The sequence below is a fragment of the Lachnospiraceae bacterium oral taxon 500 genome (assembly GCA_002999035.1).
Taxonomy (GTDB): Bacteria; Bacillota; Clostridia; order Lachnospirales; family Vallitaleaceae; genus W11650.
The window spans coordinates 2,456,188-2,471,397 of sequence record CP027241.1; the positions used below are offsets into that span (position 1 = coordinate 2,456,188).

The following is a 15,210-nucleotide window of genomic DNA, read 5'->3' on the forward strand; positions in this document are numbered from 1 at the left end:
CTTTGCTCTCAGTTTATTTGACGGTCTTCCTTGTTTAAATTCTTTCTGCCGCCAGTTCAATATTACTATAACACAAACTTAGCGTAAATGCGAGAAAATCCTGCGGATTTATTTGTTTCCGCCCTGCTGAAGCTGCCAGAGCCGGTAAAAAGCGCCGCGCCTGGCCAGCAGTTCATCCGCTCGGCCGCTTTCCACAACTTGGCCTTTATCCAGCACAATAATCTTGTCGGCTTTTTCAACTGTCCGCAGGCGATGGGCAATAATTAAAACCGTTTTATTCTTAATCAATTCAGACAAGGCTTTTTGCAGCCGGGTTTCATTATCGGCATCCATACTGGCGGTTGATTCATCTAAAACGATGACCGGTGCGTCCTTTAAAATAGCTCTGGCAATGGAAATCCGCTGTCGCTCCCCACCGGAAAGCAGCACGCCGTTTTCACCAATCATAGTATTATAGCCCTGCGGGAGCTTGGCAGCAAACTCGTCTACCTGCGCAATTTTGGCAGCAGCAATGACTTCCTCATCACTGGCATTTTTCCGGCCAATCCGAATATTTTCCAAAATGCTGTTATGGAACAAAACCACGTCCTGAAAAACTACCGAATAATTTTTTAACAAACTTTCCGGCTCAATTTCCCTGATATCTTTCCCGCCCAAGGTAATTTTACCCGAAGAAACATCCCAAAAACGCAGCATCAGCCGGGCTAAAGTGCTTTTCCCGCAGCCGGATGGCCCGACCAGCGCCGTTGTTTCTCCCTGCGCCACCCGAAAGCTGACGTCATGAATCACCGCCTGATCCTCATACGCAAAGCTGACATTTTCAAGTTCAATATCCGCCCGGCTGATTTCCGCTTCTGCTCCTGACAGAAGCGGCGTGCAAAAAATTTCATTCATTCTGTCGGCCGGCACCTGCACATACATAAATTCTACAATAAAGCTCAAACAAGCGTCCATCGGCGTATAAAAAATCGCCGCCGCCAAAACCATGGTCAAATAATCAGCCAGTGGCAACCGGCCGGAAATATGCTCATAAAATCCCACCAAAATCGAAGCCAGCACGCCCAGCCGTAAAAAAGAACTGATTGGCGCAATCAATAAGGGATTGTACATTTCCGTCCGAATATGCTGCTTTTCCTCGGCATTCAGCCGTTCGCCCAATTGTGTCAAAGTCCTTTCCTTCCGACCAAAGGCTTTAATATCCGGCACATTTTCCAAAATTTCCTGAATTGCTTCCGTTACCTTTAATTTCTTTTCATTGTGGCTGGTTTCCTGCTGCACTTTCTTTTTCCGAGCCAAATGAATCATCAACAGTGCCAGCGGAAAAGGCAGAAACAAAGCCAATGCCATTTTCCAGTTAACCGCCGCCAGCGCCAGCGCAATCAAACTGCTGGATAAAATTGTCCCGTAAAACTGCGGCACCGAATGAGAATAGGCATGTTCCAGTTTTTCAATATCGGTCATAATCGTGGCTGTCAAATCAGCCAAATCACGCTTGCCAAAAAAGGACAGCGGCAGCCTCCTGATATGCTCAGCCAAAGCAATCCGTTTCTTCGCCGTCTCGGTATAGGTACTGGTATACACGCTGTCATACTGCATAAGGCTCGCCCAATAAATCGCTGCCAGAATCAGCGGCGCCAGCAGCAAATACAGCCAAATCGTATACGCATTTTGAGTTTTACTTATATATATACTGATGGTTTCTTTGACAAAAAAATAAACCAGCGCCATCGGCAAAAGGAAGGAAATATTCATCAGCACGCTGAATAAGATTCCCTTTTTCATATTTTCCGTACCTTCTTCGGAAAGCAAAAATCTTTTTTGCAGATATTTATTCATTGCTTACCCTCCATTCTATGCTTCTTTGGTATTCCTGATATAAATTCTGATAATAAGAACAGTTTTTCATCAGCTCGTCATGACTGCCGCAGGCAATCAGACTGCCGGCCTGCATAACCAATATCTGATCGGCCTCCTGCACGGTATTTAAACGGTGCGCCACCATAATCGTGGCCTTGCCCGCCTTTAGTTTTTGCAGTGCCGCCTGAATTTTATGCTCATTTTCCGGATCGGCAAAAGCCGTTGCCTCGTCCAGCAGCAAAATGGGGGCCTGCCGCAAAAAAGCCCGGGCCAGCGCCAGCCTTTGCGCTTCTCCGCCCGAAACATAGGTGCCTTCGCTGCCAATCTTGGTATCCAGCCCCTCCGGCATCCGAGCCAAAATGTCCTCTGCCGCCGAAAGCCGCAGCGCCTGATGAATCTCCTCATCAGAAAAAGAGCCACCCATTGTGATATTTTCGCGCAGACTGGTCTTTAATAAATGACTTTCCTGAAAGACAATCGCAAACCGGCTAAGAAGTTCTTCTTCTGGCAGAGCCGTTACCGGAGTACCGTCAATCCGAATGCTGCCGCTGTCCGTGTCATAAAATCTGGCCATCAGCCGAAGCAGAGTTGACTTGCCTGACCCGCTGGCACCGACCAGCGCATAGCTTTTATTCGGCGCAAAATGAAAACTGAAATCTTTGACCGCCGGCTGCGGCTTTCCCGGATAAGTAAATGTCACCCCTTCCAGCACAATTCCCTCCTCGGCCCGGCGCTCCCCTGTCAGCACCGGCATTTTGGCTTGGGCAAACAGTTCGTCCAGCTTTTGAAAGGTAACCTGATACATACCCTGTGCTTCGGAAACCGTGGCAAACTTCATCAGCAAATTATGCAGCAGCAAGGAAGTCATCACATAAAAAAGTGCATTGACAAAAAGTTGACGAGGATTTTCCGCTCCGCCAATCAGCCCTATCGCCAGCAGCACCGTTAAAAGTGTCGGCGCAAATAAGGACAAGGTATAGCGCAGCATTGGTTTTTTGCAGTAATTTACAAAAAACTTGGCCTTTTGATCATAATTCATAATAGTCTGGTAAAAACGCTGAAAACTTTCCACCGTTTGATTAAAAACCTTGACCACCGGAATTCCACGGATGAACTCGACACCGTTGACACTGAGTGCTTCACTGGACGCCATATAGTCGGCCATATAATTTTTGGCTTCTTCGCCCATCAGCGTCTGCATAAAGAACATCGCTGCGCCGATTCCCAAAATACAAAGCAAACCGAAGCGCCAGTCAATCATAATGATTAGGGCTAAAAGCGCCAAAGGTGCAACCATCGCCGCCATAATATCCGGGAAAACATGAGCCAAAAAGCTATGCGTATTGGATGCATTGTCATCAATTAAGCGGCGAAGCCGGCCGCTGTCCTCGTTTTCAAAAAAACCGATCGGCAATTCCAAAAAATGGGCAATCGCCTGACGCCGAATATTTTTTTCCACCCGGAAAGCCAACAAATGAGAACAAATATTTGCTAAAACTCCTGACAAAATAACTATAATTTGCGTAACAAAAATCAACAAGGCATATTTTCTTATAGCTTCCGGCGTCAGACTTTCATAGCGTAAAATAATCTCCCCCGCCAGTTTCCAGATAAAATAATACGGCAGCACAATCAGCACGCCGCTTAAGGCCGAGGCCGCCAGCGTAATATAATAAAACGCTTCTCTGCCGCCGCCAAACCGGCGGACGACCTGCCGGATTCCTGTTTTCTTTGCTTTTTTCTCCATTTTTTTCCTCCTGTAAGTTTGCTTTTCCGCGCACTGCCCAACGGATTCCGGATCGTCGGCTGCAAGCACCGCCTTCAGAAGGACAATTCGCTGTTCAGGTCATCTTTGCATAAAAAAGCCATTGAACCGATAATAATTCTCATTCTCTGTAAAGTATAGTTTATCAAATTATTATTTTTATTGCAATCTTTTTTTAGAGGGTTTTTTAGTCTATAAGGTTACCCCAAAATTTCACTTGCTCTTCTGAAATTTTTGTTGTATAATACATTTGGTTTTGGCAAAGTTTTCTTTTGTATTTCTATAACTAATTTCCTTCAGAAGAAAGCCTTGGTCAAATATTTGCGTAAGTGGCTCAATGGTAGAGCATCGCCTTCCCAAGGCGAGGGCTGCGGGTTCGAGTCCCGTCTTACGCTTTTTTTATTTCTTATTTTTAGCCGACCGCAGAGGAATCTCCATGAACCAGAGCAACGAACTTTTAAAACCGATTGAAACCTCAGCCTTGCTGCTGCGGCCCTTTCGGATGAGTGATTTAAATGATTTTTATGAATATGCCAAGCGTCCTGAAATCGGCCCGAATGCCGGCTGGCGGCCGCACCCGAATAAAGTTCATTCCGCTAAGATTTTGCGCTCTTTTTTAAAGGCAGGCGACGTTTACGCCATTGTCCTGAAAGAGGAAGCCAAAGTAATCGGCAGCATCGGCCTGCACGCGAACTCGGTGCCGGAGCCGTTTGCCAAAGATTATCCCGGTCAGCGCCTGCGGGAAATCGGTTATGTCTTAAGTTCCGATTATTGGAACAAGGGTTATATGACGCAAGCACTTTCGGCGGTGATTTATTATGCCTGCCAAACTCTAAAATTGGACGGACTTTTTATCAGCCATAATGAAGAAAACATTCGGTCAAAGCGGGTCATTGAAAAATGCGGTTTTCACCTTGTCGGCTCCTATCAAAAAGAATTGGTCTTTTTAGACGGCCGAATCGTAACCAGCCGCTTTTATACCCTCTTCTTTGACCACAACTGGAAACCCGCGTCCGATCCTCAATACGATGAGATCTCCATTTGGTAAAATCCCCATGCAGCCGCAGCAACATGGGGATTTGCATTATACTTTTAGAGTTTTTAGATATTCTTTTCTTTCCGGCGAGATTTGCCGGCTTTCTCTGGCCTTTTGAATTGCCTTGTTATGCGTCCAACTCTCCAGCCGCCGGGCCTTAATCAGCGGCAGCGCTGCATCATACTGCTTGACCAGCGCCATGCTGAAATACCAAGCAATCATCATCTTAACATAATATTCTTCCGACTGGATCGCCGCTGCCCACTCCAAATATTCGGACTGAAATTCCGTGTCCAGATAATTCGCCAGCAAAAGCCCCACGCCATAGCGAATCGTATAGGTTTCCCCCGATTCCAGCCATTTTTTAATCAGCGGCAGCATTGCCTTCGACCTTTTCTTAAAAACTTTCGGCAAAAACGAATCACAGGTCGCCCAATTATCAATATAGGGCAAAAACGCCTCCGTCCTATCCAATGTTTCCTCAAAATCTCCCATTTGCTCAATCAAAAAAGCATGAAGATTATTTTCCTCAAAATAGCAATGCGGAAGCTCCTCTAAAAACTTCATACATTCCGCCTGCCGCTCCTTAAAAAGCTGCTTGGAAAGATTTCGCAGCGCCGGGGTACGAATCCCGATCATCGTTTCGGCCGGTACATTGGGAATCAGTTTTTGATTAAACTCTTTATACCCTTCGTCCTTTAATGCCATTAGTTCCGCCTGAAACCGAATCTTGGTCATAATCTCTCCTTTTTATCGTATCTTTTCTAACCTATCTTATTCTATATAAAATAGTTGCTATTATCAAGAAACAAATTCGTTCCCCCCTTACTGAAACTTTTCTAATATTGTAGAAATTAATGCAAAACATCTTTTATAAAAATATTTATAATGGAAATCTCTTCTAATATCTATTTTATTAGTTTCATGATGTCTAATACGATATGAGTTTCCAATATCTGTTAGAGATTTAAATTCAGAAGTAAATCCGTTTTGCTCTACTTCAACTTTTTTACTGTTTCACCTTCAGATAATATCTTCATTTGTTCAATAGCAATTGAATTTAATTTTTCCAACCTTTCAGATTGTTTCATTCCCTCATTTATAAAGACCGCATTCAGATTTTCAAGATTGGAAAGGCAAACCAACTGCGATATATCCGCATAATCCCTGATATTCCCTTTTAAGTCCGGATTCTTTTCTCGCCACTCTTTTGCTGTCATCCCAAACAAAGCAACATTCAATATATCAGCTTCACTTGCATAAATAAAATTAATTCTTTCTTTTGGCAGTTTTTCCGGTACAAGATTATTTTTTATGGCATCCGTATGGATTCGATAATTGATTTTTGCCAAATTTCTTTTAATATCCCAACCGAGCTTCTTTTGTTCTTCTTCCTTTAAACGTTCAAATTCCTTTATTAAATATAACTTAAAATAGGGCGATACCCAAGAAGCAAACTCAAAGGCAATGTCTTTATGAGCATAAGTTCCTCCATATCTTCCAGCTCTTGCGATAATACCAATAGAACCTGTTTTTTCTACCCACTGCTTTACAGACAAAATAAAGCGGTTAAAACCTGCTTCATTTTTAATTCCCTCGAATTCGGGGGAATTAAAATCGGGATTATACATTTCCTCCCAGATACCTAAAAATTCTATCGTATTTTTATTTCTAAGCCATTTCTCTATTAAAGCTGAGCCACTTTCAATATTTCTAACCATATCCGTTAAAGAAATATAATCTTTATTATCTATGGCTATAATGCTGATTTCCGAACCCTCAACATTTATCTTGGACACGAAATCACCTCTCAATCATTAAATAAATTGTAATAATTATATCATTTTTAGAACCCTTTTTCTACTGCAATCTTTGTCCATATCATACCTCAAATCTGTCTGGCAGCAAGGGCAGAACCAATACCCGCCTGCTTTTTATATCTTCTGACAAAGTTTTCTCATCACTCAACTCCTACAGAATTATTCTGCCCTTTTCAAGATTATTCAACCACGGTCTTGTTTTTTCCTTTTCATACTCCCAACAGTGCCCGCAAGGTTCGGGCTTTTTCGGTTGCTGCTGATTTGGCTTTGGCATCGGCAATTTCCGCCAAGCCTGTCCATTTGGCTTCTTCTGCTGAAATCAGGCCTCGCTCGGCCGCTTCTTTTAAGTAGGCCGCATAGCGGACAGCAATCTCCAAAATCCGATTAACCCAAACCGGAGTTTTTTGGGTTTGGACAGTCTGCTGACCGGCATATTTTATACTTTCGGTCAAAAGCGGATAAAATACCGGCAGCCAGTAAATATTCTTTTCCAGTGAGCGGACTAATTTCGCCGGGCTGACCGCTTCACTGCTTTTCAGCAAAACTGCTGCCGCTCTTTTTACCACTTCGCAATGAAGCTCTCCCCTTTTCATCAATTCCTCCGCCACCGCCGGAACCGAATAAACAGCCTCACCGTCCTGCGCCAGTAGGCCAATTACCACAGTTAAAAGCGATAACGGCAGCGGTGTTATATTTCCGCCGTCTAACGGGCCTCTTGCGCCCCTACGCCAATTCCGATATTTGGAAATTGCTATTTTTTTCGCATTTTCATCCCAGTGCAGCCAAACGGAAGCTTCGTCCTTGGCAAACTCTTCCGCGCCCGGCGCAGCAAGAACCGCTTCCATCTGCCCTTCGGCACTGATGGAATACACCCAGCCGGTATTGACAATTTGATATTCTCCGGCTGTATCCGCTGTCATCAAGTCCTCACCACCCGCGATTGGAATTTGTCTATGTGCCGGTATGCTTAAATGAAAGAGCAGGAGCTTTTGTGCCGTCCGCAGCATGGTCTGACCGACCCGCAGTTCTGCTTCATCCTCAATCACCGGCTTCTTTATCTTTTCCGATTTCCAGACCTCGGCAAACGGAACCTCGAACGCCCTTTCCTCAGTTGCAGCCGCTTTGACTGCTGCCGGCGGCAATCTCTTTACCAGCGCCTTGGCGGTCGTTACGGCAATGGAATTTCCTTTTTTATCTGCCAAAGCCCGAATTGCCGGCAAATCTAAGATTGATTTTTCTGCAATTGCCTTTTCGACTGCCGTTTCCGCCTCCGGCAAATATTTTTCAGCCACCTTTACCAATTCCGCCGTCCCGGCCAACAGGCGAACCGCCCTTAACGACACCGCCACCAAATCGTCAATCAGCGGCCAGACGACTGCTAACAGCCCATCGCCGGCAATCGTATCAAAAGCCGCTGCCAATGCCGCCAAATTAGTCGGTTCTCCGCTTTGCCAGTCCAAATAGGCAATGTCCGCCGTGCCCGGGTGCAAAAGCCCCCGCTGCCACGCTTCGATTGCCGCTATGGCGACATTTTCCGCCTCATCCGGCAAATTGGAACGCTGCGCCGCTAATAGATTAACGCTTGCTCCGGGCGGCAAAGGCTGCCGGCGCCGAACCGTCTGCCGCAAAATCAATCCCTGGCCATGATAGACCTCACTATCCCAGCGAATTCCGCTTAACGCATAATCCCCCCACAACGGAAAAATCGAAAACAATTCCTCGCTGTTCCAGCCCAAATCAAACCGATCGGGGAAAATCTTCATCCACTCGGGCCTGAAAATCGGACGCCGCCAATAAGCCAATTTTTTTAAATCAAGACTTGGCTCCGGGATCGGCTCTTTAATATAACGCAGTACCGCTTCGCCCGCGGTCATGGGTAAACCGATCATCGGCAGGTCAAGCTTTCCCAGTGCTTTGACATCAGCCGCCGTCTTGCCGGCAATGTCCAGTCTGGCCAGGGCCAACTGAAAGTCCGCCTCCAAAATATCCGCTTTTTCCCTTTGATATTGCTCTAAGCGGCTAACCAGGTCCGAAATCCGAATGGACAAATCATCAAAACTAGGTGTCGATAAAAGACAGGGAACTTTATCAATGTTTCGGCAAACCTGATAAATCCGAGCTGCTAGAAGCGCCGTCGGCATGTCGCCGCTGTCAATCGCAATGCTTGGCATCTCGTCCCTGCACCAGCTTTTTAAGGTATGACTCAAAAGCGGAAAATCTGCCGTCCGCAGCCCGGCCAGACTTAATTTGACATTTTGCGGCTCTGTTTGCGCCAACTGATTGGTCAGTGCTAAAAATCGCTCGGTTACAATATCATGCACAAAAGCGCTGCGGTTTGAAAGCGTGACCGCCAGTTCCGTTAAATGCTCCGGCGTCACTTCACCCACGGCAAAATCCGGTATCTGCCATAGCTTCGGCATCCGCTGCCACAATCCTTGCAGCTCTGCTTTTTCATCCGCAGACTGCACGCTGATTTGCCATTTTTCCATCAATTTCCGAACCAAAACCACCGTGGCCTTATCCGAATCCGCCGCCAATAGAGACAGCCACTCGCCCAGCGTTTCTTTGTCCGAAGGACAGTTCCGCTTCAAAGCAGATTTCAGCAGTAATTGTCTGGTTTTCTTGACTTTACCGGAAAACGCCGCCAGTAATATTTCGGTCAGCCTGTCCTCATCTGCCTTTTCAATCAAAACCGGCGCCAATCGCTCAATCACCGGTGAATCGCCGCCAGCCAGCAAAGGAATCAGACTTTCCGTACGCCTGATGATTTCATCGTCTTTAAGCCCTAACTGATCCAGTATCCGAATCCACACCTTGCGGTCGCCCGGTCGAAGCGATGAGTCCAACGCCGCAAAAACCAAGGAAAGCGCTTCTGACCGGACAATCCAGCCTCTTTGGCAGCCTTCCGGGAAAACTTGCCCGAACGGGCCGGTAACCGGCATATTCAGCGTCGCGCCAACTCGGATATGTTCGGCAAACCGTCGGCTAATTAACGCAAGATCCGGCAAATCCGCCGATTTTTGAAATTGAAGCTCTGCCGCTAGGCCCAAAGCATGTGCGGCGCAAGCCGACCAATCCTTCATATATTCAATGCTCTCCGGAACTTTTAATTGAAAGCGATCTACCAGCCGCACCGCCAAAGCCCCAAAAGCACTGAGCGAATGTTCCCACATCCGCCGCCGGGCGGTACAGGCAAAAGTAATAAAATCAGCGGCATATTCCGCGCCCCGCCGGCTGATAATCTCTAAAGCAGTATCGTCTGCCGTTTTCAGAACAGCGGCTGCCCGTCGGGCATCTACGCCGACTTCAATTGCAAACAAAGCCAGCCTGTTCAAATCAGTATCTACTATCTTGACCATTTCCCAGCCGTTATCGATTTCCTTATATTCAAACCAATCCCCGCTTTTTAATCCGGCTAAGGCTGTCTTTTTCTGCTCCGCCGTAATCGCCGGCAAATTAAGAACTTCTTCCGCCGATGCGCCCTCCCAGCCCAGCGCCCGATAAATCTCCACTGCCTTTTCAATCCTGCTGCTCATAGCTTCCTTCCTTTAACCGAACCGCCAATATATGCTTACACGGTCCTCGGCCGTTTTGATGATTAAAATACCACGCACAGGTACACTTTGCTTCTTTTATATCCCTATTCGGGTCGTAAGTAACCCGATAATCCATATCCTGCGAATGTACAATCCATTGCCCCCCGCCGATACTCTCGATTTGATCTATCAATTTTCGGGCCGCCACCAGACGCGGATTATCCTTATGCACCCGCTCCAGTTCTTCCGGCAGTTCCCTATGAAAATAACTGTTTTCATATAAGTCATAGCCTAATTTCCCGGAAACAGCCAGCAAAGCCAAGGCCGCTTCTGCCTGTCCGCCGGACAGCCGCCACTTCTCGGCTAATAATTTTTCATTCAGCTTGGCCTCAAAGCTAAGGACAGAGCCAATCTCCCAAGCGTTTTCTATCACTTCCGGCCGCGCTAACCCCTCTAACAGCGCTCCCTCGCCGGAATATCCCTGCCAGCTTTCCGCCGTCAGGCTCAGTGTTAGTCTGGCACAGCCCAAATCTGCCTCTATCATCATTCCGCCCTGCTTTTCCTCCGCCTGCGTATAAAAGCACAGCCCCAGCGTATCGGTCATTACTCGTTTTAAGGCTGACAGCCGGTGCAGACCGGAAACCCAAACTGCGCCCGCACTCCTTCGCGGCAAAATCTTAACCCCTGCCGGCGAATAGGTCAGCCAGCCGGAACGCTCCTGCCCGGTCGCCGCCGGAAGCGAGGCAATAAAGGCTTTGGCCGCTGTTCCTTTCACTGCAAACATCGGTTTCATTTCCTTATGAATCGCTGCTGTATTGCCCAATGCCCGCACCCAGCGCTCCGGCATTTCTACCGGCCTTTGCACAATGATCCTGCCCATTGGCGCTATTTCTTCCGAATAATTCAGCGCTAATGCCGACAGCCCATCGCTGCCGACCGAGAGTTTCAGCTGATCCTTTTGTTTTATTTCCGTCAGCGCCGTTCTCAGCTCCGGGCCAATATCAACATTGGTTGTGCCAAAGGATATCTCCCCGTCAAAGCCCGGCTGCAAAAGGTCTAACCGTGCATAAACGCTGTTGCAGGCAGAAAAACATTCCGCCCGCAGCCGGTCGCCTTGGGCAGACAGCACTGGATCCCGCATTGCCGCCGGGGTATATTTAAAATACCTGGCCGCCGTAATATCGGCCAAGACCAGCAGGCCCCGCGCTAAAATTTGCGGTTTGACGGCCGTTCCCTGAAAAAAGCGGGGCGCATCCTCCAATCCCTTGGGGGTCAAAGCCGGAGCCAGCGCTAACGCTAAATTACCGTTTTTTAGCAAAGAGGCTGTCCTAAATTCTCTCATCTTACACCGCCTTTATTCTATGATTCAGATTTTTTACTCGCTAAGCAATATTTGAACTAACTCCGCCAAATCCGCGGCCAGCCGGTCTGCTCCGCTTGCTGTCAACTCCTCCCGGTCGCCAAAGCCGTAAAGGACACCCACCACCGGAATTTGATTGGCTTTGGCACCGACGACATCAAACTTACGGTCGCCGACCATAATCACCCCGTCGGACGGCTCAATCTCATTTTGCTCCAAAATACGGGCAATCACTTCCTCTTTATGGCTTTTGCTGCCGTCCAGTTCCGCCCCGGAAACATCCTCAAAATACTGGCTGATTGAAAAATAATCCAAAATTTCTTTCGAAAAAAGTACCGGCTTGGAAGTCGCCACATAAAGCTTTCGGCCGCTGGCTGTCAGCTTTTGCAAAAGCTCCTCCATCCCGGGATACAGCTTATTTTCAAACTTGCCGATTCGGGCGAACCGCTCCTGAAAGAGCTCCGCCGCCCGCTCCGCCTGTTCTTCGGTAAAATCATAGAATTCCATAAAAGAGTCCTGCAATTTCGGCCCGATAAACTTTTCCAGGCTTTTTAGATCATCCACCTCAATATTAAAATGCTGCAATGCGTATGCGGTTGATTTGGTAATCCCTTCCGCCGAATCCGTCAGCGTACCGTCTAAGTCAAATAAAATATGTTGGTATTTCATACAATTCCTTTCCTGATTATATTTTTATTTTTCATGATATCATACTTCCTCTTTATTGGCTATGAAAACTTTTACAAGCAGCAAAGCAAATAAGACTGTTCTGCCAAACATAAGAAAGTTGAAATAGCAGCCATAATAAAAAGGACAGATACCGCCGAAAGCAGCGATATCCATCCTTTTCGCTTGAAAGCAACAGGCCGACAATAAAGTGTTTTTATTTATGGTCTTAGCCTTCGTTGCATTTTTTTACCTTTTCAGTACACGCCTATAATTTCTGCCGATATTATCCCATAATTCAATAGGATCTTTAGCAGCTACACTCGTACCGTAGCCGCCGCGGTAAGTCCATGTAGCCAATCTGTCAACACCTAAGGCTTCGTAAAGATCGACCGTCTTATCTATCTGCTCAAAATTGTCGGGACGTTTATGGTAGCCCATAAGCCAGCGCTCCGACTGTTTTCCGTACTTCTTAGCCATAGCAACCGTCCGTTCCGTGATTTCCCTAAAAAAGCTTTCCGGCAGCGACCAGTTGATAATAGTAGTAGAAAATACATCAAAGTACGGGCAGGCAGCCACCATATCCCAGTTATCGTAGCCACGCAGTTCGGTAACATAGTAACTGTTTAATGTGGCATGGACACAGCAGGTAATTTCCAGCTTAGGATTATACTCCTTTAGTGCTTTGGAAACCATCGCCAGCGTCTCCAGCGCTTCTCGCCAGCGAAATTGCTTAACATCATCATTCATAAACTTCGGCATTTCATAACCGTAATAGTTATCAAACTTTTTCATGCACTCCGGACAGCGGCAGGACCAGTCATCACCCGCACCGCCTGTGATGGAAGCGTAAGATTTCGGATACGCATAATGAGGCTCGTCCCAAAAAAAGCCGTCAACTTCGGTATCTTTGGCAAGTTTCATGCATAACCTCATAAAATAGTCACGAAATGAGTTGGTATTAAAACAGACGGCATTCAATATCTCGCCGGTATATGCCGATACCTGACGATGATGAATATTATTCTGTAAAAATAAAGATACCTGTTCACCACCAAAATATTTGCCTATGCCCCAAGTGTCTGCGATAACACGCAGACCTAACTCATGAGCTTTTTTGACTATGGCATTTATGTTTGGCATCCAAAAATCCATGTCAAATTCGGTAATTGCAAGAATAACCGTATCGCAGCCGTGATCGATCATTTCCTTAAAATCTTGTTCCGCATGTTCCACATAATTAAACCCATAATAGCTGACAGCGGTATGTTTTATAGCCATATTGCTTCTCCTTATTTGTTCATGTATACAGGCTTGCCGCAAGCGATCGACTCATAGCAGCGAACCATTGCCTCCACCGTCTGACGATGCCATTTCAGATTGATTTTTGGCTGCCTGTGATGAATGATACAGTCGTGAAACTCGTCCATCAAACCAATCCATTCATCAAAATAGGTATATTGTACGGTGTAACGGTTGTTAGGACCACCGTTAAAATAAACATTCGGACCGAAACAGTCCGCCTGAATCACGCCCTCCGTCCCGACAATGGAAAAATTGACCTCCATCCGCTTCGGGAATACCTCCCAGCCGGGACCGGGAAGAGGAATTTTTTCCTCAAGTCTGCTCCATGAAGGGTCAAGCATGAATTTACAGCCGTTTTTCATTCGGCCGGTCACATACAGCACATCCTCCTCCTGAATATCTCGGATATTATTGGCAACATCTGAAAACACATAATCATAATCGCTTTTCGTAACCCAGCGGAGCATATCGAATATGTGCGGGTGGTCGCTTAACGCTCCGCCGCGGCAGCGCGCATCACCGGGCTTAAGCGGAATCCGTTTTCCGTATGAAATCTCCGGATCCCCTTGCCAGGGAAATGCCCAGACAGGAGAAAGCGTGATGTTGGTAGCGTTAAACGAGATTACATCCCCTATCATACCGCTTTGCACCAACTCCAGCGTTTTTCTGCAAGATGGATTATAGTGCATTTCAAGTTCAACCTGACAGATTACGCCGGCATCGTCTACCAGCTTTATCATCCGGTCATATTCATCCAGATCGAAAGTCGGTATTTTCATTGACAAAATGTTCTTGCGGTATTTGCAGCACAGCTCCATGTCTGCAAAGTGCCTATAATTCTCACTGGCAATGATAACACCGTCGATCTCGGGGTGCGCCTTAAGCATTTCTTCGGTAGACATGTACATCGGAATATCATAGCCGTAGGTTTTAAAGTTCGCGGCAGCAGTTTCATCGGCCGCAGATACCGCCACCCAGTTGATTTTTTTATTATCATTAAGCGTCGCGTAATACTTGCGCACATGCGCATGAGTAAGAGAAGAAATAGCCAAATTAACCTGTCTCATTTTTCAGCCCTCCAAAACGATATAGCTTGTACTCTCATTGGATTTGAGTGCAGCCTCATATATTTTTTCAATATGTCTGTAGCTTTTTTCGAGCTCGTCAATTCTTGCCGGTTCTGACAGCACATTTAGAATGAAACGTATGCAGTCAGCCTGAGTATTATCAAGGTCATAAAGTTCATTGTCTATATTGTTGTATACCAGCGTTTCTTTCCCTTTGAACACATAGATGGGGTATTGCATCGTTTGAGTATCTACCGCAACATCGGAAGCAATACCGGTTTTGCACACCACTTCATGTAACAGTACAGGCTCACTGCCATCAGGAATGAAACCAAGCTCCATGCTGACCTTAACATTTCCGTCTGTCGACATGATGCAATTTGTATATGCCTCACCACTGAAATCAGCGAACACGCGGTCTATCTTCTGACGAAGAATAAACTCGGTAAGACTTGACTCAAAGACAATGATATCCTTTAGAGTGCAGGTGAAACCATCATGAGATACTACATGATGAACACGCATGCCGACCGGCACTTCCACAAGTTTGTTGTCAAGCATACCACGCATTTCAACATAACGGCGCTTTGCCGTCCAGTGATAGAGAGGAATGTTGCGGAATCCATCCCTCTCCGGAGTTTCTACAAAATTATAAAAAAATCGAAAAGAGCCTTTATTGCAGGTTATTTTTACGGCGCCCTCTTCAAGCTCTGCCTTTAAATCCTCTGCTGCACTATATTTCGCGGCAAGTTCTGTAAGATAGGGAATAAATTTGCTGTCCATTTATATCATCTCCTC

11 protein-coding genes and 1 tRNA gene are annotated in these 15,210 nt (G+C 46.4%); 2 read left to right on the top strand and 10 right to left on the bottom strand.

Annotated elements, in window-relative coordinates:
- Window positions 1-108: 108 nt before the first annotated feature.
- Together C3V36_11270 and C3V36_11275 are read right to left on the bottom strand one after the other, a co-directional pair.
- Window positions 109-1,836 carry an ABC transporter ATP-binding protein gene (locus C3V36_11270; GenBank protein ID AVM69767.1) on the bottom strand — a complete coding sequence of 576 codons (1,728 nt, stop codon included), beginning with the start codon at window positions 1,834-1,836 and terminating at the stop codon, window positions 109-111.
- Window positions 1,829-3,604: an ABC transporter ATP-binding protein gene (locus C3V36_11275; protein ID AVM69768.1), complete on the bottom strand. Its 1,776-nt coding sequence runs from the start codon at window positions 3,602-3,604 to the stop codon at window positions 1,829-1,831. The genes C3V36_11270 and C3V36_11275 overlap by 8 nt, the downstream gene beginning before the upstream one ends.
- A gap of 341 nt (window positions 3,605-3,945) precedes the next feature.
- On the opposite strand from C3V36_11275, the gene C3V36_11280 reads away from it, so the two are divergent.
- Both C3V36_11280 and C3V36_11285 read left to right on the top strand, forming a co-directional pair.
- Window positions 3,946-4,017 (top strand) — tRNA-Gly (locus tag C3V36_11280).
- Window positions 4,018-4,058: 41 nt separating this feature from the next.
- On the top strand, window positions 4,059-4,670 hold the full coding sequence (locus tag C3V36_11285; GenBank protein AVM69769.1) for an N-acetyltransferase: 612 nt from the start codon (window positions 4,059-4,061) through the stop codon (window positions 4,668-4,670).
- Between the two features lie 36 nt (window positions 4,671-4,706).
- Here the strand turns inward: C3V36_11285 and C3V36_11290 are convergent, their stop codons facing one another.
- From C3V36_11290 to C3V36_11325, 8 genes are all read right to left on the bottom strand, one after another.
- The gene (locus C3V36_11290) at window positions 4,707-5,396 is read right to left on the bottom strand and encodes a DNA alkylation repair protein (GenBank protein AVM69770.1); all 690 of its coding nucleotides are present in this window, start codon (window positions 5,394-5,396) and stop codon (window positions 4,707-4,709) included.
- Window positions 5,397-5,653: 257 nt separating this feature from the next.
- Window positions 5,654-6,457 (bottom strand): DNA-binding protein, encoded by an 804-nt coding sequence (locus tag C3V36_11295; protein AVM69771.1) that lies wholly within the window; start codon window positions 6,455-6,457, stop codon window positions 5,654-5,656.
- A gap of 230 nt (window positions 6,458-6,687) precedes the next feature.
- Window positions 6,688-10,014 (bottom strand): PRTRC system protein E, encoded by a 3,327-nt coding sequence (locus C3V36_11300; GenBank protein ID AVM69772.1) that lies wholly within the window; start codon window positions 10,012-10,014, stop codon window positions 6,688-6,690.
- Window positions 9,998-11,356, bottom strand: coding sequence for an SWIM zinc finger family protein (locus tag C3V36_11305; GenBank protein AVM69773.1), 1,359 nt, complete (start codon window positions 11,354-11,356; stop codon window positions 9,998-10,000). The genes C3V36_11300 and C3V36_11305 overlap by 17 nt, the downstream gene beginning before the upstream one ends.
- 33 nt (window positions 11,357-11,389) lie before the next feature.
- A complete protein-coding gene (locus tag C3V36_11310) occupies window positions 11,390-12,043 on the bottom strand; it encodes a phosphoglycolate phosphatase (protein ID AVM69774.1) in 654 nt (217 codons plus the stop codon).
- A 246-nt stretch (window positions 12,044-12,289) separates the two neighbouring features.
- A complete protein-coding gene (locus C3V36_11315) occupies window positions 12,290-13,321 on the bottom strand; it encodes a hypothetical protein (protein ID AVM69775.1) in 1,032 nt (343 codons plus the stop codon).
- An 11-nt stretch (window positions 13,322-13,332) separates the two neighbouring features.
- On the bottom strand, window positions 13,333-14,412 hold the full coding sequence (locus C3V36_11320) for a hypothetical protein (protein ID AVM69776.1): 1,080 nt from the start codon (window positions 14,410-14,412) through the stop codon (window positions 13,333-13,335).
- A 3-nt stretch (window positions 14,413-14,415) separates the two neighbouring features.
- Window positions 14,416-15,195, bottom strand: a complete 780-nt coding sequence (locus C3V36_11325; protein AVM69777.1) for a hypothetical protein — start codon at window positions 15,193-15,195, stop codon at window positions 14,416-14,418.
- Window positions 15,196-15,210: the final 15 nt, after the last annotated feature.